The organism is Wenzhouxiangella sp. XN201 (assembly GCF_011008905.1).
GTDB lineage: Bacteria > Pseudomonadota > Gammaproteobacteria > Xanthomonadales > Wenzhouxiangellaceae > Wenzhouxiangella.
This window is the reverse complement of record NZ_JAAIVI010000020.1, coordinates 45,127-67,208: the sequence shown is the minus strand read 5'-3', so window position 1 is coordinate 67,208 and position 22,082 is coordinate 45,127. Positions and strand designations below refer to the sequence as shown.

General features: G+C 65.3%; 21 protein-coding genes. 6 read left to right on the top strand and 15 right to left on the bottom strand.

The window, feature by feature from the left end; all coding sequences use genetic code 11:
• Position 1: 1 nt before the first annotated feature.
• Positions 2-808 (top strand): ABC transporter ATP-binding protein, encoded by an 807-nt coding sequence (locus tag G4Y73_RS09740; RefSeq protein WP_164231448.1) that lies wholly within the window; start codon positions 2-4, stop codon positions 806-808.
• A gap of 20 nt (positions 809-828) precedes the next feature.
• On the opposite strand, the gene G4Y73_RS09735 is transcribed toward G4Y73_RS09740, so the two are convergent.
• From G4Y73_RS09735 to G4Y73_RS09715, 5 genes are all read right to left on the bottom strand, one after another.
• A complete protein-coding gene (locus G4Y73_RS09735; protein WP_164231447.1) occupies positions 829-1,860 on the bottom strand; it encodes an efflux RND transporter periplasmic adaptor subunit in 1,032 nt (343 codons plus the stop codon).
• A 14-nt stretch (positions 1,861-1,874) separates the two neighbouring features.
• Entirely contained in the window at positions 1,875-4,943 is a 3,069-nt protein-coding gene (locus tag G4Y73_RS09730) for an efflux RND transporter permease subunit (RefSeq protein WP_164231446.1), read from the bottom strand.
• Between the two features lie 110 nt (positions 4,944-5,053).
• A complete protein-coding gene (locus tag G4Y73_RS09725) occupies positions 5,054-6,268 on the bottom strand; it encodes a multifunctional CCA addition/repair protein (RefSeq protein WP_164231806.1) in 1,215 nt (404 codons plus the stop codon).
• Between the two features lie 25 nt (positions 6,269-6,293).
• Positions 6,294-7,247 (bottom strand): complex I NDUFA9 subunit family protein, encoded by a 954-nt coding sequence (locus tag G4Y73_RS09720; protein ID WP_164231445.1) that lies wholly within the window; start codon positions 7,245-7,247, stop codon positions 6,294-6,296.
• Between the two features lie 45 nt (positions 7,248-7,292).
• A complete protein-coding gene (locus G4Y73_RS09715; protein WP_164231444.1) occupies positions 7,293-9,236 on the bottom strand; it encodes a transglycosylase SLT domain-containing protein in 1,944 nt (647 codons plus the stop codon).
• Positions 9,237-9,290: 54 nt separating this feature from the next.
• Here G4Y73_RS09715 and G4Y73_RS09710 point away from each other — a divergent pair, with 54 nt between their 5' ends.
• Positions 9,291-10,076, top strand: a complete 786-nt coding sequence (locus G4Y73_RS09710) for a sulfite exporter TauE/SafE family protein (protein WP_164231443.1) — start codon at positions 9,291-9,293, stop codon at positions 10,074-10,076.
• On the opposite strand, the gene G4Y73_RS09705 is transcribed toward G4Y73_RS09710, so the two are convergent.
• From G4Y73_RS09705 to G4Y73_RS09695, 3 genes are all read right to left on the bottom strand, one after another.
• Entirely contained in the window at positions 10,020-10,835 is an 816-nt protein-coding gene (locus tag G4Y73_RS09705) for an endonuclease/exonuclease/phosphatase family protein (RefSeq protein ID WP_205596591.1), read from the bottom strand. The two genes, G4Y73_RS09710 and G4Y73_RS09705, sit on opposite strands and share 57 nt — an antisense overlap.
• Before the next feature lie 5 nt (positions 10,836-10,840).
• Entirely contained in the window at positions 10,841-11,542 is a 702-nt protein-coding gene (locus tag G4Y73_RS09700) for a thiol:disulfide interchange protein DsbA/DsbL (protein ID WP_164231442.1), read from the bottom strand.
• Positions 11,543-11,638: 96 nt separating this feature from the next.
• Positions 11,639-12,262 (bottom strand): c-type cytochrome, encoded by a 624-nt coding sequence (locus G4Y73_RS09695; protein WP_164231441.1) that lies wholly within the window; start codon positions 12,260-12,262, stop codon positions 11,639-11,641.
• A gap of 77 nt (positions 12,263-12,339) precedes the next feature.
• Between G4Y73_RS09695 and yihA the strand changes: the two genes are divergently transcribed.
• A complete protein-coding gene (gene yihA / locus G4Y73_RS09690; RefSeq protein WP_205596590.1) occupies positions 12,340-12,981 on the top strand; it encodes a ribosome biogenesis GTP-binding protein YihA/YsxC in 642 nt (213 codons plus the stop codon).
• Here the strand turns inward: yihA and G4Y73_RS09685 are convergent.
• Complete coding sequence (locus G4Y73_RS09685; RefSeq protein ID WP_164231440.1) at positions 12,942-13,355, bottom strand: PilZ domain-containing protein; 414 nt, start codon at positions 13,353-13,355, stop codon at positions 12,942-12,944. The genes yihA and G4Y73_RS09685 overlap by 40 nt on opposite strands.
• A 92-nt stretch (positions 13,356-13,447) precedes the next feature.
• Between G4Y73_RS09685 and dusB the strand changes: the two genes are divergently transcribed.
• The gene (gene dusB, locus G4Y73_RS09680; RefSeq protein ID WP_164231439.1) at positions 13,448-14,458 is read left to right on the top strand and encodes a tRNA dihydrouridine synthase DusB; all 1,011 of its coding nucleotides are present in this window, start codon (positions 13,448-13,450) and stop codon (positions 14,456-14,458) included.
• A gap of 8 nt (positions 14,459-14,466) precedes the next feature.
• Here the strand turns inward: dusB and G4Y73_RS09675 are convergent, their stop codons facing one another.
• Positions 14,467-15,348 carry an NAD-dependent protein deacetylase gene (locus tag G4Y73_RS09675; RefSeq protein WP_205596589.1) on the bottom strand — a complete coding sequence of 294 codons (882 nt, stop codon included), beginning with the start codon at positions 15,346-15,348 and terminating at the stop codon, positions 14,467-14,469.
• Positions 15,349-16,058: 710 nt separating this feature from the next.
• Here G4Y73_RS09675 and hemB point away from each other — a divergent pair.
• Entirely contained in the window at positions 16,059-17,048 is a 990-nt protein-coding gene (gene hemB / locus G4Y73_RS09670) for a porphobilinogen synthase (protein WP_205596588.1), read from the top strand.
• A 192-nt stretch (positions 17,049-17,240) separates the two neighbouring features.
• Positions 17,241-18,059, top strand: coding sequence for a shikimate dehydrogenase (aroE, locus tag G4Y73_RS09665; RefSeq protein WP_164231437.1), 819 nt, complete (start codon positions 17,241-17,243; stop codon positions 18,057-18,059).
• Here aroE and G4Y73_RS09660 read toward each other — a convergent pair.
• The 5 genes from G4Y73_RS09660 to lgt are packed head-to-tail and all read right to left on the bottom strand — an operon-like array spanning position 18,056 to position 22,080.
• On the bottom strand, positions 18,056-18,874 hold the full coding sequence (locus tag G4Y73_RS09660; RefSeq protein ID WP_164231436.1) for a symmetrical bis(5'-nucleosyl)-tetraphosphatase: 819 nt from the start codon (positions 18,872-18,874) through the stop codon (positions 18,056-18,058). The genes aroE and G4Y73_RS09660 overlap by 4 nt on opposite strands.
• Complete coding sequence (locus G4Y73_RS09655) at positions 18,871-19,794, bottom strand: cation diffusion facilitator family transporter (RefSeq protein ID WP_164231435.1); 924 nt, start codon at positions 19,792-19,794, stop codon at positions 18,871-18,873. Before G4Y73_RS09655 ends, G4Y73_RS09660 begins: the two co-directional genes overlap by 4 nt.
• A gap of 58 nt (positions 19,795-19,852) precedes the next feature.
• Positions 19,853-20,341, bottom strand: a complete 489-nt coding sequence (locus G4Y73_RS09650) for a dihydrofolate reductase (RefSeq protein ID WP_164231434.1) — start codon at positions 20,339-20,341, stop codon at positions 19,853-19,855.
• A 54-nt stretch (positions 20,342-20,395) separates the two neighbouring features.
• Positions 20,396-21,229, bottom strand: coding sequence for a thymidylate synthase (locus tag G4Y73_RS09645; RefSeq protein WP_164231433.1), 834 nt, complete (start codon positions 21,227-21,229; stop codon positions 20,396-20,398).
• Positions 21,226-22,080 (bottom strand): prolipoprotein diacylglyceryl transferase, encoded by an 855-nt coding sequence (gene lgt, locus G4Y73_RS09640; RefSeq protein ID WP_164231432.1) that lies wholly within the window; start codon positions 22,078-22,080, stop codon positions 21,226-21,228. Before lgt ends, G4Y73_RS09645 begins: the two co-directional genes overlap by 4 nt.
• Positions 22,081-22,082: the final 2 nt, after the last annotated feature.

Sequence of the window (22,082 nt, the reverse complement as noted above, 5' to 3'; positions counted from 1 at the left end):
CATGAACGCCGCAGCCATCAAACCGTTGATCGTCGAGGATCTCGATGTACGCATCGGCTCGGTGCAGGTCGTACGTGATCTCAACCTGGCCGTCGGGCAGAGTGAGTTCTGGGGCCTGCTCGGGCCCAACGGTGTCGGCAAGACCACACTGTTGAAGACCTTCGCCGGCGTGTTCGAGCCCGAACGCGGCGGGATTCGTCTCGACGACCGCCGCCTCGACGAACGCAAGCGCCGCGCCATCGCCCGTCGCCTGGGCATGCTGCCCCAGCACACACACTACGCCTTCGACGCCACCTGCCTGGAGACCGCGCTGGTCGGTCGCCATCCGCATCTCAAGCCCTGGGCACGGGAAACCCGGGCCGACCGTGAGCGGGCCAGCGATGCGCTGGCCGACCTGGACATGCTGGACCTGGCCGGGCGCAGCTGCATGGATCTTTCCGGCGGCGAGTCGCGGCGCCTGGCCCTGGCCACGCTGCTGGTCCAGGACCCGGCCGTGATGCTGCTCGACGAGCCGACCAACCACCTCGACCCTGCCAACCAGGTGACCATCCTCAACGTGCTCCACCGACAGGTGTGCGAACAGCGCAAGTCAGCGGTGATGGCGCTGCACGAAGTCAACCTGGCCACCTGCTACTGCACACACGTGCTGCTGCTCTATGGCAACGGCGAATGGGAAGCGGGCCCGACACCGGAACTGCTGACCGCCGCAAACCTCTCGCGCCTGTACCGCTGTCGGGTCCGATTGGTCGACGACGGCCGACAGCGGGTATTTGCTGTCGCCGGAGGCGCAGGACAGAGCCGCGATTGAGTGGTCGGCCGGGGGCGCGATTAGCCGTTGGCGATTTCCACCGTCTGGCCGTCCCTGAGGCGTTCGTTGCCGCGGATGACGACCCGGTCGCCCGCCTGAACGGGGCCGGCCACTTCGATCCAGTCGCCCTGACCGATGCCGGTCGATACAGTGGCGCGCCGGGCGGTACCGTCATCCTCGATCACGAACACGGCCGTTCCCGACCCCCGCAGTACGAGGGCGTCGCGCGGCACGGCGAGCACTTCGCGCAGCTCGGCGGTGGGAATGGTCACACGCACGGTCTGACCCACCGGGAGCGGCTGCTCGATATCCAGCCTGAGCTCGAACACGTGAAGATCCTCATTGCCCACGCTGACGACGGTCCGAAGCGGCGCTTCGAAGACCTCGTCCTCGGCGTCGATCGCGAGCTCATCGCCCGGCTGGACATAGCGGTAGTAACGAAGGGGGGCACGCGCCACGACCTCCAGACTGTCCGGGTCGACCAGGCGCAGGATGCGCGCGCCGACACCGACCCGCTCGCCGGCCCGGGCGACACGCTCGACCACCACGCCGGAAAACGGCGCGCGGACACGGGAGCGCTCGATCTGATCCTTGAGCTGAGCCAGGCGCGAGCGTGTGACCGCCAGGTCGCTCTGCGCCATGTCGCGCTCCGAGCGGGTCTGATCGATCTGACTTTCTGCGGCCAGATTGGTCTCGGCGAGTCGCTCGACGCGGGCGAGCTCGGCATCGAGAAATTTCAAACGAGCCTCGCCGCGGGAAATTTCGGCCTCGAGCTCCGAAAGGCGCAGGCTGAGCACCGTGTCCTCGATCCGCGCGATCACGTCGCCTTCGGCCGCGCGCGTGCCCACGTCGGCAACTTCGACCAGGCGGCCCTCGACTTCGGCCGACAGGCTGGCATCGGCGCGCGACAGCACCGTGCCCGAGACCTGCATCGTCGGCGCCATTTCGCGTTGTTCGGCCACAGCCACTTCCACCGTCGGCTCGCCACCGAATTGAGCCCATAGCGGCGCAGCCAGCAGCAGACCGGCTGCGGCAACCATCAATCGTTTCATTCGATCATCCCTTGTCATGCCGGCACCACCTCGCCTTCGGCGGCGCCTTGTGTGTCCTCATTGGTTCTCAAAAGCGACGGCAGCAGCACCAGGGTAAACAGGGTGCTGACCGCCATGCCGCCGACGATGACCGCGGCCAGGCCACGATACAGTTCGGTACCCGCGCCCGGCAGCACCAGCAAGGGCATCATGCCGAATACGCTGGTGGTAGTGCTCATCAGGATCGGGCGCAGGCGCAGGCGCACGGCCGTCTCGACCGCCTCACGCCGGCTCAGGCCTTCCTCGCGCTCGCCTTCGCGGGCGCGATAGACCAGCAGGATGGCGTTATTGACCACCAGGCCGAGCAGGATCACGAAGCCGATCATGGTGAGCATGTCCATGGCCTGGCCGGTGATCCAGCCGGTGATGCGCAGCGCGACGATGCCGCCGACGGTCGCCATCGGAATGGTCATCAGGACCAGGATCGAGTCCTTGAACGAGCGGAACAGCGCCGAAATCAGCAGGTACAGGATCACGATTGCCAGCAGGAAGCTGCCGGCCAGGTTCGACAGCGTCTCACCCAGGGCTTCGGCCGTCCCACGGTAGGTGATCACGCCATCGGGCGGCAAAGCACTTCGAATCTGTGGCTCGACCTCTTCCTGCAGGAAGGCGAGCGCGGTCTCCATCGGCATGCCCGACGGCGGCGTGACCTGCAGCGACAGCGTGCGGCGCCGGTCGACGCGGCGGATCTGGTTGGGCCCGGCCGTGCGTTCCAGGTCGGTCAGTTCGCCCAGCGTGGCGATTCGTCCTGACGGCGTGGCCAGCGGCATGCTCATCAGTTCTTCGGGCGTGACCCACTCGGTGCCACGCAAGATCACATCGAGGCGCCGGTCGCCATCGAAATAGTCGCCCAGGTAGGCACCATTGCCGAAAGCGCGCATCAGGGTGGCGACGTCGCCGCGGGTCCAGCCCATCTCGGCGATGCGCCGGTCGTCAGGCTTGAGCCGCAGTTCCGGCTCGGCCAGCTCCAGCCCGGGCTGGGGCCGGATGGTGGCACCGGGCATCTTCTCCTGGATCAGCCCGAAGGCCAATTGCCCGGCGCCGAGCAGCTCCTCGACGTCGGCCGCCTGCAGGTCGATGTCGATCTGCCGGCTGCCGCGGCCGCCGAAAATCGGCGAACGGTTGGCGCGGCCGAAAGTATCGGGAAACCCGGTCAGGATCTCCTCGTTGACCACGTCGATCAGTTCATCGACCTGATCCTCGTCGGCAGCCCGCATACCCAGGAAGGCGCCGCTGCCAAAAAAGCCGAGGAAGGTGTTTTCGATCGCCGGCTCCTTTTCACCATTGATGTACGGAATCAGGCGTTCGTTGATCGGTTTGATCAGCTCTTCCTCGGCGGTATCCGGCCCCATCCCCGAGGGCGTCTGCAGGAATCCGAAGATGAAATTGCGCTTGCCCTCGGGCAGGTAGTCGGCCGGCGGAATCAGCAGCGCCCCAACCAGGATCGGCACGATGGTCAGGCCGGCGATCCAGCCCCAGCGCCGCCGCGGTGTATCGGTCAGCGACATGATGAAGTCCGAGCCGCTCTGCCACCAGGACGCGTGCCGGTCCGCCAGCGAAGCCTTGCCCAGCAGGCGATAGCTGGCTGTAGGGAGAACCACGATAGCCACCAGCAGGGAACAGACGATGGCGGCGGAAATGACCACCGCCAGGTCGGCGAACAACTGGCCGGCCTCGTCCTGCAGGAACATCACCGGCAGGAAGATGGCCACGGTCGTGGCGGTGGAGGCCAGCAAGGCACCCCAGACCTGGCCGGTGCCGCGATCCGCGGCTTCCATCGGCGCGCGGCCCTGTTCGCGCTGGCGCACGATGTTCTCGAGCACGACGATGGCGGCATCGAGCACCATGCCGGTGGCAAACGCCAACCCGGCGAGCGAGATCACGTTGAGCGTGCGCCCGACCCCGCTGAGGACCAGGAACGCGAAGCAAAGACACAGCGGAATGGCCAGCGCGACCATCAGCGTGGCGCGCAGCTTGCGGAAGAACCACCACAGCACGAGGACCGCCAGACTCATGCCCACGATCAGGTTGGTGGCCACCATGCTCACGGACTGACGGATGTAGACCGTGTCGTCACTGACCTGCTCGATCTCCAGCCCGGCCGGGGTGAGATGGCTGCGTCGCAATTCCTCGACGGCCGACTGAATCTCGCCCATGACATCGAGGACGTTCACGCCCGGTTCGGCGGTCACGTTCATGGCGATCGACGGGCCGCCATTCTGGGTCATCACGCCCGAGGAGTCGCGCATGACACGCTCCACGCGGGCGACGTCACGCAGGTAGACCGGCCGTCCCTCGCGCCAATCGAGTACGAGATTCTCGAGATCGGCAATTTCGTACTGCCCGGCAAAGCGCAGGGTGTACTGTCGCCGCCCGACTTCCTGGAAGCCACCGGAAACATCGTTGTTCTGACCCAGGCGCTGGCCGATGCGGGTCAGGTCAACACCAATGGCGGCCGCCTGGTAGGGGTCGAAGGTGATGCGGACTTCGAAGGGCCGGCCGCCACGCGGATTGGCCGAGGACACGCCCGAAATCCGCTCCAGGCGCTCCTTGACGACTTCATCGATAAAGTCCTGGTACTCGATGATCGACCGGTTGTTGTCCGGCATCGGCCGGATGGCGAACCAGGCGACCGTGTCGCCGAACTGATCGGAACCCACCCGCACCGTCGGCTCGGTGACGTCGGCCGGGTAGCGTGGCACCTGGTTGAGCCGGTTGATGACTTCGATCAGGGCGCGATTGAGATCGGCGCCGACGTCGAACTCGAGGTTGATCGAGCCGTTACCCTGTCCGGCCGACGCGGTCATGCGTTGCAGACCCGGGACGTCGCGCAGCTGGTTCTCCTGCGGTTCGATGATCTCCGACTCGACCTCAGACGGCGCGGCCGCCCGCCAGCCGGTGGAAATCGAGATCGTCGGCCGGTCGATATTGGGCGTCATCTGCACCGGCAGGCGCGACAGGCTCAAAAGCCCGAAGATCACCAGCAGGATGCAGCCCACGGCCACGGCTACCGGGTTGCTCAATCCGAGTCGAGTGAGAGGCAAGGCGGGTTCTCCGATGTTGTTCTTGTAACGAGGGCGGGCATCATGCCGCACTCGCGATCAGTAAATTGACAACGAACAGAACAAATGGTGCCGGCGGATTGATGAGATTTTCACGCTCGTGAGAGGGCGGCTATACGCCGAACACGTTCGGTGTGGACCGCCTGCGCGATGGCGGGGCCTTCCAACCCTTGCTCGACGAAGGGCCGGGCCTCGACCGCGGCAGCCTCGGCGTGGGCACGACGCAGGAAATCGGCCTGCGGATAGGCTTCGTCTTCGCGGCCCGTGCGGCCGCGGCGATCGGCCTCGCAGGCCAGCAGGAAGGGTTCGAGGCGTTCGGGACGACGAAAGGCATCGAGGCGCTCGAACAACCGCACCACCGTCTCCGGCCGCAGCTCGGCCGCCCGATGGGCGACGAGATGATGTTCACCGACCTGCAATGCCAGGTCGCGGCACTCGACGCTCACCCGCAAGCGCTCGCACACGGCGCGAATCGGCGCCAATCCGGCCTTTTCGTGGCCGACGTGCCGGGGCAACTGGTCGGCCGGGGTCAGACCCTTGCCGAGATCGTGCACCAGCGCGGCGAACCGGGCCGGCAGGGAACCATTCATCCGCGCAGCCTGATCGACCACCATCAGGGTGTGAATGCCGGTATCGATCTCGGGATGGTGCTCGGCCACCTGCGGCACACCGAAGAGCCGGTCGAGTTCGGGCAGCAGCACGGCCAGGGCGCCGCATTCACGCAGCAGTTCAAAAAAGCGCGACGGCCGTGTGGCCATCAGCGCCCCGGACAGTTCCTGCCAGACACGTTCGGGCACCAGGTGCTCGACTTCGCCATCGGCCACCATGGCCCGGCACAGTTCGCGTGTTTCGTCGGCGATGCGAAAATCCGGCAATCGCGCGTGGAAGCGGCCCAGGCGCAGGATGCGCACGGGATCCTCGCGAAACGCCGGCGAGACATGGCGCAGTACGCGGGCTTCCAGATCACGGCGACCGCCATGCGGATCGATGATCTGCCCGTCTTCGGTCTCGGCCATGGCATTGACGGTGAGATCCCGGCGCGCCAGATCGTCTTCCAGCGAGACGTCGGGACCGGTGTGAAAGACAAATCCGTGGTAGCCGCGCCCGGACTTGCGCTCGGTGCGCGCCAGGGCGTATTCCTCGCCGCTGTCGGGATGCAGGAACACCGGGAAGTCCTTGCCGACCGGCCGAAAGCCGCGCGCGCGCATGTCCTCGGGCGTGGCACCGACGACGACATGGTCGGCATCCTGCGAATCGCGCCCCAGCAGGCGGTCGCGGACGACCCCGCCGACCCGGTAGACGGTCAGGCCGGCAGCCGGATCCTGGTCGCGGTCAGGACCGCTCACGCCGGGCCTGGCGCCGGTAGTGCTGGTAACGGGCCTGCTTGCCACGCCCTTCCAGCCAGCTCGGCGCCCGTTCGGACAGCCCCCACGGTTCGATGCCCAGGGCCGAGAAACCGTTGGATGAACAGACACTGTCGAGCTTGAGCGAGCGGAAATTGTCGCTCGAGAACGGCTTGCCGGGGACGAAATCGAAGGCCAGGCCCTGGGCTCGCCCAAGGATGTCCGGCAGGCCGATCACCGCCCGTCTGAGCGAAAGCTGATCACGCAGCCAGCGCACCAGGTCGACAAGGGCCCAGGTCTCCGAACCGCACAACTCAAGCGTCTTGCCGGCATGGCGACCCTCGAGCACGCGCGCGAAAGCCTCGACCACGTCATCGACATAGACCGGTGCGAACTTCGCCTGCGGCCGCGCCAGCGGCAGTACCGGCGAGAGCTTGAGCAAGGTGGCGAAGCGATTGAGAAAACTGTCGTCGGGCCCGAAGATGGTCGAGGGCCTGAAGATGGTGCCCGTTATCCAACCCTCCTTGGCGGCCGCGCGAACCCGCGCTTCGCCCTCACCCCGAGTTCGCAGGTAATGGCTCTCACCGCGCCCGGCGTTGAGCGAACTCATCTGGACCAGTCGCTCCACGCCGGCCTCGCGACAGGCGCGAAGCAGGCAATCGATGAGCGTGACATGCGCCCGCTCGAAGCCCTTGCCGCCGAATCCGCGCTCGTTGAGGATGCCCACCAGGTTGACGGCGGCATCGTGACCGGCCAATTCCTTGGCCAGGCGACCCTCGTCGTAGGGATCGAACTGGCGGATGGTGGTCTGCGGGACCACGCTCAGATGCTTGCAGCCCGGCGCGTAACGGGTAACCACGGTGACGGCGTGCCCGTCCCGGGAAAGACGGCGCGTCAGATGCGAGCCGACGAAACCCGAGCCACCCAGAATCAATACCTTCATCAGTCAGTCCAGCAGAGACCTGGACTCATTCTACTGGTCCCGGCCTTACGGCGGGCAGGCAAAGCCCGAGGGCGCCGGCTGGCCGGGCAGGACCTGGCCAGGCAGAAGCCCGGGCTGACGCTCGAGCTGCCACTCATAGATGGTGGCGAAGGCCAGTACCCGCGGTACGTAGTCACGTGTCTCGTAGTAAGGCAGGGTCTCGATCCAGACGTCGGGAGCCAGTGCCGGACGCTCATCGAGCCAGCGCCGGACGGCGTTGCGCCCGGCATTGTAGGCGGCGGCCACGCGCACCCAGTCGCCATCGAATTCTTCCTGCAGTTCGGCCAGATGAGCGACCCCGAGGGGCACGTTGGTCTCGGGATCATGCAGGGAACCGGCGCCGCGCCATTGCAGTCCTTGCCGCCGGGCCACAGCCTGTGCCGTGGTCGGCATCAGCTGCAACAAGCCCATCGCCCCCGCCGAGGAGCGGGCATCGGCCTGCATCGCAGACTCGGCCCGCATCAGACCATAGACCAGGGCCGGATCGACGCCATGGCGGCGCGCCTCGGCCAGCACCGTACCCTTGGCCGCCATCGGAAAGCGCCAGGAATAGGCCTGTCGGCGACCGGTCTGGTTGAGCGCGGTGATGGCCAGGTGGTGCCAGCCCTGGCCAGCCGCGATCAGGGCTGCCTGTTCGAACTCGCGCGCGATCAGGCGCTGCGACAGGTGGCGCCAGGTACTGCGCCCATGCCAGGGCAGCCCGACATGGAACAATTCGAGGACCCGCTCGAACTCGGCATCGCGCAACAGGCGACGCTGGATGGCGGCGTCCGGCTGGATGGTTTCGGGACAAATCACCAGCGACTGCCCCATCAGGCTTGCGGCGAGAAAACCGTAATAGTCGGCCTCGGCACTGAGCGAGCTGAAGGCGATCAGGGCATCCGGACGGCCGAGTTCGGCCAGCGCACGACCGCGCCAGTAGCGCCAGCGTGAGCGACCCTGCTCGCGCAGGGGCATGGCTTCGATGCTGGCCAGCACTTCCCGCCACTCGCCCTCGGCCATGGCAGCGCGCGCACGCCAGGCCAGCATCTGCTCGTCGCGGCCGGACTCGGATAGCGCATCGATGGCCGACAGGGCATCCCCATCGAGTGCCACGGCCCGGAACAACGCGATCTCGCGCTCGATCGGAGTCCGTTCGGACTCGCTCCAATCGAAACTTCCTGACAGGGCTTCCCAGTGATCCTGCGCCATGGCCCAATCACGGCGCGCCAGGCGCATCAAGCCCCAGCTCACCAGGTTGCGCGCCTCCTCCAGGTCGCTCCAGCGCCGCGCATCGCGCAATGTTGTCGGTATACCGCTGGCCATCGACAGCCAGCGATCGGCCCAGGGCTGCGCCGACTCGGGCAGATAGCGTTTCAGATAGCGGGCCAGGCGCAGCTCGCCAGCATCGATGGTAAGGCGAAACCGCTGCCAGGCCGCCTCGGCATCCAGGTGCCCCTGGCGACGCCACCAGGCAAAGACCGGATCGCAGGCGTCGGGTTGTGACCTGCCGGCAAGCCAGAGCTCGAGAACGTCCTCGGCCAGACCCTCGGTCTGTCCGCGTTCGATGCGAGCGCGCGCCAGGTGGCAGCGGACTTCAACATCACGACTCTCGCCGCCGTGCTCGATCAGCAAGTCGAAACGATCGTTCTCGCCCAGGCTGCGCAGCCAGGCGCGCTCAAGCGCGGGCGAAAAAGACCAGTCACGATGGCGGGCCAGGAACTGCGTAACAACCGCGGTGGGAACGCGGTCGATCCGTTGCCGGAACAGCTCGAACTGCAGATAGGGCGTGAGCGGGTAATCGGGCAGTTGCGAAATGGCCCGGACGATACCGGCCTGGTCGCCGCGTTCGGCCGCGGCCCAACCCGAACGGAAGGTTTCGCGCTCGCTCGGGCGATCGGCCATGGCTGTCGCGCTCCATGCCAGGACGACCAGGATCGCGGCCAGGGCCTGCTTCACGCTTGCTTTCATCGCGCCGGCCCGCCAACATGCCCAGCACGCGCCCCTGTCACGGCTGGCCTGAATGTGCTGATCTCCATTGCCATCCTCGTTCTGATCGGCCTGGTTGCCGGCACCCTGGCCGGATTATTCGGTATCGGCGGCGGCCTGGTTATCGTACCGGCCCTGACCGCCTTGCTCATCCACCGCGGTTTTGCCGCGGACCTGGCCGTGCCCGTCGCGGTCGCAACCTCACTAGCTACCATGTTGCTGACTGCCGCGAGCGCCGTCTGGTTCCATTATCGGCGCGGTGCGGTCGATATGGCGACACTGCTTCGCCTCGGCCTGGGCGTCGCCGTCGGCGCTGTCGCCGGGGCGGCCCTGGCAACGATCATGTCGGGCCAGGACCTGGCGCGGGTGTTCGCCGTGATCGCGGCGCTGATCGGTCTGCGCATGATGCTCAGCAAGACGCCCCGTCCGCGCCACCAGCAGGCCCGCCCACGGGGCTGGTGGCTGATCGGGCCCGTCATCGGCGCGGCCTCGGCGTTGGTCGGGATCGGCGGCGGTACTTTCAATGTGCCCTACCTGGTCTACAACGGCTACAGCATGGTCCGCGCAGTGGCCAATGCCTCGGCCTGCGGCTGGCCGATCGCGCTGGCCGGAACCGCAACCTTTGCGCTGGTCGCGCCGGCGGGCGCGCCGCCGAGCGCGAGCATGGGGCACGTCTGGTTGACCGGCGCCTTGCTGGTCGGGCTGGGGGGGATGCTGGCGGCGCCGGCCGGCGTAGCCCTGGCTCACAGGCTGCCGGCCGCCGGGCTACGACGTCTGTTCGGCGTCGTGCTGGTACTCGTTGCGCTGCGCATGGCCTGGTAGTTCGACCTCATCACCCAGGTCTACAATCATGGACAGGGGCTGGTGATCGGAGTAGGTCACCGGCAGAGCACGCAGTTCACTGACATGCATGTTCGGCGAGACCAGAATGTGGTCGATGGCGCGCTGCGGCTGCCAGGAGGGAAACGTCAGAACCGGTTCACCCGGCAGGACCAGTCCGGCGCGATCGCAGAAGGCGCGCACCTCACGCGAGCCGGGCCCGCTGTTGAAGTCGCCCATGACGACCACGTGCGGATAGGTCCGGACCAGCGAGGCCACGTAGTCGAGCTGTTGCCAGCGCGCCCGGCGTCCCAGCGCCAGGTGCAGCACCACCAGCCATAACGCACGATCGCCTTCACCGAAACGCACCACCATGGCGCCTCTGCCCGGAATGGCTCCGGGCAGGCGGTGCTCGTCGATCCAGCTCGGCTCGATCCGACTGAGCAGGCCGTTGCCGGCATGGGCAACGATGCCGACCTTGCGGTTGCCCTGGTGATTCCAGTGGGGAAAGCGGGCGTGGGTGGCCAGGTACTTCGCCTGGTTCAGGAACCCCGAACGCAGGCTGCCACAATCGACTTCCTGCAGCGCGACGATGTCGTAGTCCTCGACCAGGTCGGCAATGGCGTCGAGATTGACGACACGCTGGTTGTTGGGCAGGACCTGGCGCCAGCTACGCGTTACGTACTCGCGATAACGTCCGGTGGAAGTCCCGGCCTGGATGTTGTAGCTCAGCAGCTTCAGCTGCCGGCGCGGCCCGCCCACGAGCTTCAGGCGTTGTCGTCAGCCTGTTCCGGCTCGACGACCTCCTTGTGCGCGTCGGCAGTCTCATTACCGGCATCGGTGAGCCCGAGCGCCTCGGCTTCACGCTCGACCAGGAATTCAATGACTTCGAGCATTTCCTCGTAGCTGCCGAAGCCGTTGGGGCTGACACGCCACTTGCCCTGCACGATCACCGTGGGTGTACTGCGAATACCGTAGGTGCGCACGTCGTTGCGGTTCTGTCGCAGCTTGGCGTCGACCGCAAACGACTCGGAGGTGTTGCGGAAGCTCGAGGCTTCGACCCCGTAATCGGCATAGAAACCGGAAATATCTTCGAAGCTCCGGAACTGGCGGCGTTCGTCGTGCAGCGCCTTGAACATCGCTTCATGCGTCTCGTCGGCAATGCCCATGACTTCGGCGGTGTAATAGGCCCGCGCGAACAGGTCCCATCCCGGCTGCAGTGCGATCGGCAGATGCTCCACCTCGACATAGTCGGGCTGGCCTTCCTTCCAGGAATCCATGAAGGGCAGGAAGCGCCGGCAGGCCGGGCAGGGATAACCGAAGCCGTCGGTGACGACGACCCGGTCCTCGGGCATGGAAACCGGGCTGCCGATCTTCTCGTAATGCTGCCCCTCCTCGAAAGGCTGGGCGAGTACCGAGCCGCTGGCCAGCAGGGCCAGGCCCGAGACGATGTTCACCAGGTTGCGCATAGTGATCTCCGAGATAATGTCATTAGTCGAGCCTGTCAGACCCACAGGATTCGTGCGAGTTCCAGCACGGCACCCTGACTGAAACGGTTTCCTACCTTACCACCGAGCCTGGTGGAGCCCCTCGATATAGGAGCTGACGGCTTCGATTTCCTCGTCGCTGAGGTTCTTGGCCACCGCCACCATGATGTTGCTGTAGGCATCGTCGTCGCCGCTGTTGACACCGTCGCGGTATTGGTTCAGACGCTTGGCCGTGTAGTCGGCATGCTGACCGGCCACGCGCGGATAGTACGCGCCGGGAATCCCCATCCCCGCCGGTCCGTGACAGGCCGTACAGGCCGGTACGCCGGTCTCGTCATTGCCGGCGTTGTAAACGGCTTCGCCGGCATCGACCAGGGCCTCGTCGGCGACACCCGGTTTCAGGGACTGTTGCTCGTAGTAGGCGGCGATGTCGGCCAGTTCCTGATCGCTCATATCGGCCACGATCGGATACATTTCCGGCACCTCCCGTTGCTGCTCGCGGATCAGAATCGACTGGCGCGTGGCATAGTCCTCGTGCTGCCCCGCCAGCTTCGGCCAGATCGGAACCTGGGAATTGCCGTCCATGCCGTGGCAGGACGCACACACGGCGGCGTTCTCCTCACCGGCCTCCGGATCGCCGACCAGCTGCGCCTGGGCCAGAAGCGGCACCGATGCCAATAGCATCACCAAGAATCGAGCCATTTCACTACTACTCCTGAGTCAAAGTCTGAACCTGATATTATCGCCTCTACGCTTCTGCCGTGCCAGCCTGAATCCCGATGCAAGCCATCCAGACGCTGCTCCAGCGTGCCGAATACCTGATCAGCGTCCACAACCCGTCGCAATTGCCGGCCGATCGCGGCGTGGAAGTGGCGATCGCCGGGCGATCCAATGCGGGCAAGTCGAGCCTGATCAACCGCCTGTGTCGGCAGAAATCGCTGGCGCGCACCAGCCGTACGCCGGGTCGCACCCGCCAGTTGGTGTTCTTCCAGCTCGACGAGGACCACCACCTGGTCGACCTGCCCGGCTACGGCTTCGCCCGCGTCGGCGGCGAGCTCAAGCGTCACTGGAAGGGATTGATCCAGGGCTATCTCGAAAAGCGCCAGGCGCTGGCCGGCCTGGTGATCGTCATGGATGTGCGCCACCCGTTGAAGCCCGGCGATGTCGACCTGGCCAACTGGGCAGGCGCCCAGGGTCTGCCGCTGCACCTGGTGCTGACCAAGGCCGACAAGCTCGGCCACGGCAAGCAGAAGGAAGCCTTGATGACGGTGCGCCGTTCAGTCGACGCTTCGGTGGGCGTTCAGCTGTTTTCGGCCACCACCGGCCAGGGACTGGAAGAACTCGAGGCTGTGATGAGCAACTGGCTGGCGTGGGTCGACCATCACGGCGAGTCGTCGTCGGGAGAGACCAGCGGCCAGTAGTCGAGCTGGGTCAACTCCCGGTCGAGCAGCGAGATGTCGCCGAGGTTGTCGGCCACCAGGGTTTTGAGATGGTCGAAACTGTCGGCATCCATTCCCGAGAACCGGCAGGCAATACGATCGCCCTGCACGCGCACGGCGCGGACCAGGGAAGATATGTCGACCCGGTCTCCGCGCACCAACCCGGTCAGGTGCAGTTGCAGATCGCTTTCGCGGGCTTCGTCGAAGAGCTCGGGGTGTTGCAGGGACACCAGCGCGCCGTTGATCGACAGGTCCAGCAACTCGCAGTCATGCCGGCTATTGTCTGGCAGAACAAGTTCGCATTCGGCTTCGAAGGGAAACCGGTGGAAGCGGCGACGTTCGGATTCGTTGTTCATGATGGCGACTTGCTCCCTTCACTTGGCGCCCGCGTGGAGTCTCCCTGACGCTCATCGTACAATGAAATGCTCGGGACTTCGCGGGCACTTGAATGACTCTTGATTTTCAAATCGGCCGCCACCGGATCGCGCCAGGACTTGGCCTGGCGCCGATGGCCGGCGTGACCGACAAGCCATTCCGCCTGCTGTGTCGCCGGCTCGGGGCCGGCATGGCAACCTCGGAGATGACCAGCTCCGATCCTTCGCTGTGGCACACCCGCAAGTCACGCGAGCGCATGGATCACGCCGGCGAGCCGGGCCCGGTCAGCGTGCAGATCGCCGGTACAGTGCCCGCGCGCATGGCCGAGGCGGCCCGCTTCAATGTCGACCACGGCGCCGAGATCATCGACATCAACATGGGTTGCCCGGCCAAGAAGGTCTGCAAGGCCTGGGCCGGCTCGGCCCTGATGCGCGACGAGCCGCTGGTCGCTCAAATCCTCGAAGCGGTGGTCGCCGCCGTCGAAGTGCCGGTCACGCTCAAGATCCGCACCGGCTGGGATGGCGCGCATCGCAACGGACCGGCCATCGCCCGCATCGCCGAGGAATGCGGCATCGCCGCCCTGGCCGTCCATGGCCGCACGCGCGACCAGAAATACCAGGGCCAGGCCGAGTACGACACCATCGCGCGCATCGTTGCCGAACGGCGCATCCCGGTCTGGGCCAACGGCGACATCGATTCGCCGGAACAAGCGCGGAAGGTACTCGCCTACACGGACGCCGCCGGGCTGCTGGTCGGTCGCGCTGCCCAAGGGCGCCCCTGGATCTTTGCTGAAATCGCGCACCATCTCGCGACTGGCGAAACCCTGCCGGAACCGGACCCGGCGGCCGTCCGCGACATTTTGCTGGGACATCTGGAAGCGCTTTACGCATTTTACGGCGAGCCTCGGGGCGTAAGGATCGCACGCAAGCATCTGGGCTGGTACGCCAAGGACCGGCCCGAGAATGCCGGATTCCGACAGATCGTCAATCGCGCCGAGTCGACCCGCGAGCAACTGGCGCTGACCCGCGACTACTTCGACGCGCTGGCCGCCGGCATCAATCCGACACTGTCGGCCGCCGCCTGAGCAAGCCTTCAGCCTGACAGGGCCCGAACCGCTTCGGACAGCGCGCGCTCGCACCCGGTATCCACCTTGAAGCTCAGCAAGGCATCAGCTCGCGTACGCCCCTGGTTGACCGCCGCCACCGGCAGGCCGCGACGGGCAGCATCGCGCACCAGGCGGTACGCCGATCCCACCACCAGCGAGCTCCCCACCACCAGCAAGGCGGAGGCTGACTCGAGTGCTTCAGCCACGGCCTGACGGGTGGCCGCCGGCACCGACTCGCCAAAAAACACGACCTGTGGCTTGAGCGTACCGCCGCAGGACAGGCAGTCGGCCACCCGAAACCCCGGCCAGTGCTGATCATCGAGCCGCGCATCGCCGTCGGCGTTGATGCCGCGCACCTGGGCCGTCCAGCCACGATTGAATTCCAAGAGGCGGTCCTGAAGCTCGGCGCGGCAACCGCGGGTCCCGCAATCGAGACAGCCGACACGATCGAGCCGGCCATGCAGCTCGATCAAGTGCTGCTGACCAGCGCGCCGGTGAAGGCCGTCCACGTTCTGCGTGATCAGGCCGGCAAGCCGGCCCGACCGCTCGAGGGCGGCCAGCGCCTGGTGCGCAGCATTGACCGAGGCCTGCGCCATGACCGGCCAGCCAAAATAGCTGCGCGCCCAGTAGCGCCGGCGCGTGTCCCGGCAGCGGACAAAATCCTGGTAGAGGATGGGACGCCGTTGCAGCCAGCGCCCGCTCCCATCGCGGTAAGCCGGAATACCCGACTGCGTCGAAACGCCCGCCCCGGTCAGAACGAGCAGACGCTCGTGCCCGGCAATGAACTTGACCAGGCGTCCGACATCCCCGATCGGTACGTCGACGGCATCGTCGAGGCGCATTTCAGGAATGCGGATGGTGGTGACCATGCCGGGGAGATTAGCATCTCCCCGATGATGCTTTCATCGGTGGTGGGGATGGCCTGCTTCGCAGGCGCTAGATTGGCTGTTGCCACGGGTCGCCGTGGTGGCCTCGACAAGTCAAAGGCGGTTTCGCCCGGCGCGCTTCGCGCGCTCTTTCGGCGAGGTACTTTTTTGTCGCGCCAAAAAAGTACCCAAAAAATGCGCTTAAAAGATGACGGTTGCGTCTCAGGAACCCCCGAGCAAAGTGGCTTCACGGACTGCGACTGGGGCTTTGCTTGCGCCCGGCTGCCGAACATGCTGGCTTGCGATAACGCCTGCAGTGGCCCGCGTCTGGCACTGCGACTTCGAGTGGCGTTCCACCCCGACCGCTGTCCCACCCTCAATCGAAGCCGACCCCGATCGAGGCCGTGCTGTCTGGGTGCGGGCTACGCCAGGCCTTTATCGAAAACGCCATGTTTGACGACCGAGCCATCGCGAAGGCAGATGCGGTATCTCCGTTAAGCCCAGGAGACATCTGGTCCTGCGGACCAACCGCGTCCTTTTAGCGCACTTTTGGGTACTTTTGTTGCAACCGACAAAAGTACCTCGCCCAAAGAGCCTGCGAAGCAGGCCGGGCGAAACGCCTTTGAAGTGTCGAGGCCCGCCACACGGCCGGCGATCGCATGCCAACTAGAGCCGCCTTTATAATGACCTCACTGCAAACACCGGCCAAAACGATGAGTTTTCCTGCAACCCGCATGCGCCGCACTCGCGCGAGCCACTTCGCCCGCGAACTGGCGCGCGAGACGCGCCTGAGTCCCGCCAACCTGATTCAGCCGGTGTTCGTGCTCGAGGACGACAAGGGACGTGAGCCGGTGGCATCCATGCCGGGGGTGGAGCGGCTCGGTGCCGAGGGCTTGTTCGAGCTGGCCGGGCGCTGCCTGGAACTCGGGATTCCGGCACTGGCGCTGTTTCCGGTCGTACCGACCGAACGCAAGGACGCCGAGGCGGCCGAGGCCTGGAATCCGGAAGGCCTGGTGCCGCGTACCGTGGCGGCGCTCAAGAAACGTTTCCCCGAGCTGGGCGTGATCACCGACGTCGCGCTTGACCCCTACACCAGCCACGGCCTGGACGGCATCGTCGACGAGGACGGCTATGTGCTCAACGACCGCACGGTTGATGCACTGGTCCGACAGGCATCATGTCATGCCGCCGCCGGTGCAGACGTGGTCGCCCCCTCGGACATGATGGACGGTCGCATCGGGGCGATTCGCGAGGCGCTCGAAGCCGACGGCCACGTCAATACCCTGATTCTCAGTTACGCGGCCAAGTACGCCTCGAGCTACTACGGCCCCTTCCGCGACGCCGTCGGGTCGGCCGCCAACCTGGGCAAGGCCGGCAAGGAAGGTTTCCAGATGGATCCGGCCAACAGCGACGAGGCGCTCAGGGAAGTCGAACTCGATCTCGACGAAGGCGCCGACTGGGTGATGATCAAGCCCGCCCTGCCCTACCTCGACATCATCCGCCGCGTGCACGAAACCTTCGGCGTGCCGACCTTCGCCTATCACGTCTCGGGCGAGTACGCCATGCTCAAGGCGGCCGCGGCCAACGGCTGGCTCGACAACGACAAGGTGTTGCTCGAAACCCTGCTGTCGATCCGCCGCGCCGGCGCCTGCGGCATCCTCACCTACGCCGCGCTAGAAGCTGCGGAGCTGCTTCGGGCGTGAAAGCAAAAAACAAGAAATACGGTCCACAGATGAACACAGATAAACACAGATTTTGAAAACAACAAGTCCGGCAATCGAGATGCAGGATCTCACTCAAAGAATTGAGTTGTCATTTCTTGCTTTTCCTTCTTTCATCTGTGTTCATCTGTGTTCATCTGTGGACAATTTTTTCTTTTCTTTTCACAAAGCTCGATGAGCACTCCAAGATTCAAGCTGGCGGTATTCGGACAGCCGGTGGCACACAGTCTGTCGCCGCGGATTCATCGGCTCTTTGGCGAGCAGCTTGGTATCGACGTCGACTTCAGCGCGATCGAGGCCGGCGTCGACGAACTGCCCGATCGGCTCGAGGCGTTTCGCACCGGCGGCGGCACCGGCGCCAATCTGACCGTGCCCCTGAAGTCGGCCGGGCTCAAGCTCTGCACGCGCGTCGATCGCGCCGCCCGACGGGCGCACGCTGTCAACACGCTCAAGCGCGAGACCGACGGCTGGCACGGCTTCAATACCGACGGCGCAGGGCTGATACGCGACTTCGACCGCCTCGGCATCGACCCGGCCGGCCGTCGGGTGCTGATCGTCGGCGCTGGCGGCGCGGTCGCCGGCATACTCGGGCCACTGCTGGAACGCCGGCCCGAACGGGTTCACCTGATCAACCGTACGGCCGAACGGGCCCATCGCCTGGCCGACAAGTTCGCGCATCTCGGCTGTATTCACGGCGACGGGTTCGAATCCGACCCGGGGAGCCAATTTGATCTCCTGATCCAGTCCACCAGCGCCGGCCATGCCGGCATGTTGCCGGCCATCCGGCGCGACTGGCTCGACAATGACGTTGACGCCTACGACCTCAACTATGGCGCCGCCCACCAGGACTTCGCCCGCTGGTGCCGCGAACACCGACTGACCTGTCACGACGGCCTGGGCATGCTGGTCGGCCAGGCGGCCCTGGCCTTCGAGATCTGGACCGGGCAGACACCCGCGACCGATGCAGTGGTCGAACAGCTTCGATCAGGCTAAGGAAGCTCTGAACAGTCGACGACTTCGAATCGTCGCTCGCCATTTTCGAACACCAGTGCCGTCAGCTTCCCGCCCCACACGCAGCCGCTGTCCAGACAGGTCACCCGCTCGTTGTCGAACAGGCCCAATTGCGACCAGTGACCGAACACCAAGTGCCAGCCTTTCCAGTCGGGATGCAAATGATCGTACCAGGGTGCAAAGCCAAACGGCGCATTGTCAGGTCCTCCCTTGGTGGCCAGGTCCAGTGCGCCGTCGGCCCGGCAAAAACGCATCCGGGTGAACACGTTGGTAATTGTGCGTAAACGCTCCCGACGCGGCAGGTCGGGTTGCCAGCGATCGGGCTCATCGCCGTACATGTGCTCGAAGAACTCGTGCGGTTCGCGCTGCAGAGCCTGCTCGATTTCCCCGGCCACGGCGCGCGCACGGTCGGGGGCCCAGCGCGGATCAACCCCGGCATGTACCAGCCCGAGTCGGCGCGATTCATCAAGCCACAGCAGCGGGCAGGCGCGCAGCCAGTCAAGCATCACCTGGGCGTCTTCGGCCGCCAGAATGGCTTCGAACTCGGCGTTGGCCTTGCGTCGATTCCCGAAAGCGTAGGCCAGCAGGTGAAGATCGTGGTTGCCGAGTACGCAGGTCACCGCTTCGCGCAGGGAATACACCAGGCGGAGCGCGGCCAGGGACTGACCGCCACGATTGACCAGGTCGCCGGCCAGGCGCAGGCGATCGCGGCTGGAATCGAAATTCAGGTTCTCCAGCAGCCGCGCGAGTGGCTCGCAGCAACCCTGCAGATCGCCGATAAAGATATCGCGACTCATGACCGAGCGCTCGTACCCGAGTCACAGTGCGGGGCAATACTGACGACCACGTCGGTCACCTCGGTGGATTCGTCGAGCAAGCGACGGCGTACGCTGGCAGCAACACGGTCGGCTTCGGCCAGCGGTATCTGCGGATCGAGCAGCACGCACACGTCCATGACGATGCGGCCGGCCATGCGGCGGGTGCGCAGGTTGCGGTAGCTGCGGACACCGTCGACCGACTGGATGATGCCGCCGAGTTCCTTCTGTTCGCGCACCGGCACTCCGGTATCGACCAGTTCGGCCATCGCCTGCAGCACGAACTGGCCACCCATCCAGCCGACCATTCCGGCAACCACGATGGCGGCCAGAGCGTCGAACCAGGCCAGGCCCGAGATCACGCCGACAATGCCGACGATCACGACCAGCGATGAGAACGCATCTGAACGATGGTGCCAGGCGTTGGCAGCAATCAGTCTGGAATTGGTCCTGAGCGCGACCGCGCGGGTGTAGTGGTACAACCCTTCCTTGATGACCACCGAGGCCACTGCCGCTGCGAGCGCCAGCCAGCCCGGCCGCAGCAGCCGTTCGGGGTTGAGCAGGCGCGTGATCGCGTCCCAGACGAAGGCCAGCGCCACCCCCACCAGCAACAGGCCGACCACAGCCGTGGCCAGTGTCTCTATGCGGCCGTGACCGTAAGGATGATTATGGTCGGGGTCGATCGAACTCCAGCGCGCGGCGATCAGCACCACGGCATCGCTGATCAGGTCCGAGAAAGAATGCACGCCGTCGACGACCAGGGCCTGCGACTGGCCGACGATTCCCGCAGCAATCTTGCCCACGGACAGCAGCAAATTCCACAACGCACCGACCACGGTAACCCGCCGCTTGGCCGGCCAGTGGTTGTTGTCATTGTCTGTGGAAGCAGGCTTCGTGTTCATGGCGCGGGATTCACATCCTCCGCGTACATTTTCGCACGCCAGACTGTGCGGGCGTGGCTCAGTTCCGTCGCTCGAAACTGCAGAACACCAGGCCGTGGGTATTGCGTTCGTCGGGCGGACGCGACGTCATGGCGGTCAGTCGCCATTCGGCCGAGCGCCACTCGGGGAAACGCGTATCACCGCTGATGACCGCATCAATCAAGGTCAACTCGAGGCAATCAGCATGCGGCAGCGCCTGCTGGTAAATCTCGCCGCCGCCGATGACCATGGCGGTCTCGCTCGCGACCTGTTGCAGCGCCTCCTCGAAACTGCCCGCCAATGCCACGCCTTCAGGCAAATCCGGATGACCGCGGCTGATGACGATGTTGCTGCGCTCCGGCAATGGCCTGCCGATCGACTCGAAGGTTCGCCGGCCCATGATCACCGGGTGACCCAGCGTCAGCGCCTTGAAGTGCTTAAGGTCGGCCGGCAGATGCCAGGGCATGCCGCCTTCATGACCGATGACACGATTGCGCGCCATCGCGGCCACAAGCACGACCCGGGTCATCTCGAGCCCTTCCGATGGCTGCTCTTGAGTCTCATCTCAAGCGGCGCGCGCCAATCAAACCGCGATCGGCGCCCGGATACCCGGGTGCGACCGATAACCCCTGAGCTCGAAATCTTCATAGCCGAAGTCTTCGAGGCTGCGGCGGGCCGGGTTGAGTTGCATTTGTGGCGGCTCCAGCGGCTTGCGCGAGAGTTGCTCGTCGACCTGCTCGAGATGATTGAGATAGATGTGCGCATCGCCGAAAGTGTGGATGAACTCGCCCGGCTGCAGGTCGGTCACCTGGGCGACCATCAGCGTCAACAGGGCGTAACTGGCGATGTTGAAGGGCACCCCCAGAAAGCAGTCGGCCGAGCGCTGGTAGAGCTGGCAACTGAGTCGGCCGTCGGCAACGTAAAACTGGAACAGGCAGTGGCACGGCGCCAGCGCCATGCGGCCGGCGCGAGCATTGTCCTGTGGCGACATCGACTCGTCGGGCAGGTCGACCGGATTCCAGGCCGACACGACATGCCGGCGCGAATCCGGGCGGCGCCGGATCTGATCGATGACCTCAGTCAGCTGGTCTATCTGGCGACCGTCCGGCGTCGGCCAGGCGCGCCACTGAACGCCGTAGACGGGGCCGAGGCTGCCCCGCTCGTCGGCCCACTCGTTCCAGATGCTCACGCCGTGCTCATTGAGGTAGCCGATGTTGGTATCGCCGCGCAAAAACCACAGCAGTTCGTGGATGATCGACTTCAGGTGCAGCTTCTTGGTGGTCACCAATGGAAAGGATTCGGACAGATCGAATCGAAGCTGGTGGCCGAACACGCTGAGTGTGCCGGTGCCGGTGCGATCATCCTTGCGGGTGCCGTTTTCGCGAACGTGGCGCAGAAAATCGAGATAATTCTTCATGTCCGGCTCCGGTAGGCCCAGGTCATGAGGACGATACCGATGATGAACATCGGCAGCGAGAGAATCTGTCCCATGGTCATCCAGTCGAGCGCCACGAAACCGAGATGCGCGTCGGGCTCGCGGAAAAACTCGGCGATGAAACGAAACAGGCCATAACCGACCAGGAAGGCCCCGCCCACCGCACCGGTCGGACGCGGCCGGGCCGAATACAGCCACAGCACGATAAACAGGGCCAGGCCTTCGAGTGCGGCCTGGTAGAACTGCGAGGGATGCCGCGCGAATTCGTCCAGCGCACCCGTCAGATACTGCTGGTAAAGCGCCTCGGATGTGCGCTCACCGCCCGGGATGGAATCAGGAAAGATCATCGCCCACGGCACATCGGTCTTGCGGCCCCACAGCTCACCGCCGATGAAATTGCCCACCCGACCGGCTGCCAGGCCCAACGGCACCAGCGGCGCGCCAAAATCGCACAGCCTGAGAAAACCGCAGCCGAGATGACGGCCGTATGCCCAGAGGGCGACCAACACACCGATCAGACCGCCATGGAAGCTCATGCCGCCGTCGCGGATCCGGAACAGGAACAGCGGATCGCCCATCAGCTGATCGAAGCCGTAGAACAGGACGTACCCGAGCCGCCCCCCGACGATCACCCCGATCACGCCCCAGAACAGCAAGTCGCCAACCTGGGGCGGCTCGAGCGGAGTATCCTCGCGCTGGGCGCGAATTCGGCCCAGCAACCAGAAGGCGCCAAAGGCCACCAGGTACATGACGCTGTACCAGTAAATGGCGAAGCCGCCGATATCGATCGCCACCGGATCGATGCGGTGAAAGTAGAAATCCGACTGGTTCATGG

What these genes read in the sequence shown, in the direction of transcription:
- hemB (WP_205596588.1), top strand. Translation starts at nt 16,059, where the DNA reads ATGAGTTTTCCTGCAACCCGCATGCGCCGCACTCGCGCGAGCCACTTC.
- G4Y73_RS09700 (WP_164231442.1), bottom strand. Translation starts at nt 11,542, where the DNA reads ATGCGCAACCTGGTGAACATCGTCTCGGGCCTGGCCCTGCTGGCCAGC.
- yihA (WP_205596590.1), top strand. Translation starts at nt 12,340, where the DNA reads ATGCAAGCCATCCAGACGCTGCTCCAGCGTGCCGAATACCTGATCAGC.
- G4Y73_RS09715 (WP_164231444.1), bottom strand. Translation starts at nt 9,236, where the DNA reads ATGAAAGCAAGCGTGAAGCAGGCCCTGGCCGCGATCCTGGTCGTCCTG.
- G4Y73_RS09660 (WP_164231436.1), bottom strand. Translation starts at nt 18,874, where the DNA reads ATGAGTCGCGATATCTTTATCGGCGATCTGCAGGGTTGCTGCGAGCCA.
- G4Y73_RS09685 (WP_164231440.1), bottom strand. Translation starts at nt 13,355, where the DNA reads ATGAACAACGAATCCGAACGTCGCCGCTTCCACCGGTTTCCCTTCGAA.
- G4Y73_RS09675 (WP_205596589.1), bottom strand. Translation starts at nt 15,348, where the DNA reads ATGGTCACCACCATCCGCATTCCTGAAATGCGCCTCGACGATGCCGTC.
- G4Y73_RS09655 (WP_164231435.1), bottom strand. Translation starts at nt 19,794, where the DNA reads ATGAACACGAAGCCTGCTTCCACAGACAATGACAACAACCACTGGCCG.
- aroE (WP_164231437.1), top strand. Translation starts at nt 17,241, where the DNA reads ATGAGCACTCCAAGATTCAAGCTGGCGGTATTCGGACAGCCGGTGGCA.
- G4Y73_RS09720 (WP_164231445.1), bottom strand. Translation starts at nt 7,247, where the DNA reads ATGAAGGTATTGATTCTGGGTGGCTCGGGTTTCGTCGGCTCGCATCTG.
- G4Y73_RS09650 (WP_164231434.1), bottom strand. Translation starts at nt 20,341, where the DNA reads ATGACCCGGGTCGTGCTTGTGGCCGCGATGGCGCGCAATCGTGTCATC.
- G4Y73_RS09645 (WP_164231433.1), bottom strand. Translation starts at nt 21,229, where the DNA reads ATGAAGAATTATCTCGATTTTCTGCGCCACGTTCGCGAAAACGGCACC.
- G4Y73_RS09735 (WP_164231447.1), bottom strand. Translation starts at nt 1,860, where the DNA reads ATGAAACGATTGATGGTTGCCGCAGCCGGTCTGCTGCTGGCTGCGCCG.
- G4Y73_RS09695 (WP_164231441.1), bottom strand. Translation starts at nt 12,262, where the DNA reads ATGGCTCGATTCTTGGTGATGCTATTGGCATCGGTGCCGCTTCTGGCC.
- dusB (WP_164231439.1), top strand. Translation starts at nt 13,448, where the DNA reads ATGACTCTTGATTTTCAAATCGGCCGCCACCGGATCGCGCCAGGACTT.
- G4Y73_RS09740 (WP_164231448.1), top strand. Translation starts at nt 2, where the DNA reads ATGAACGCCGCAGCCATCAAACCGTTGATCGTCGAGGATCTCGATGTA.
- lgt (WP_164231432.1), bottom strand. Translation starts at nt 22,080, where the DNA reads ATGAACCAGTCGGATTTCTACTTTCACCGCATCGATCCGGTGGCGATC.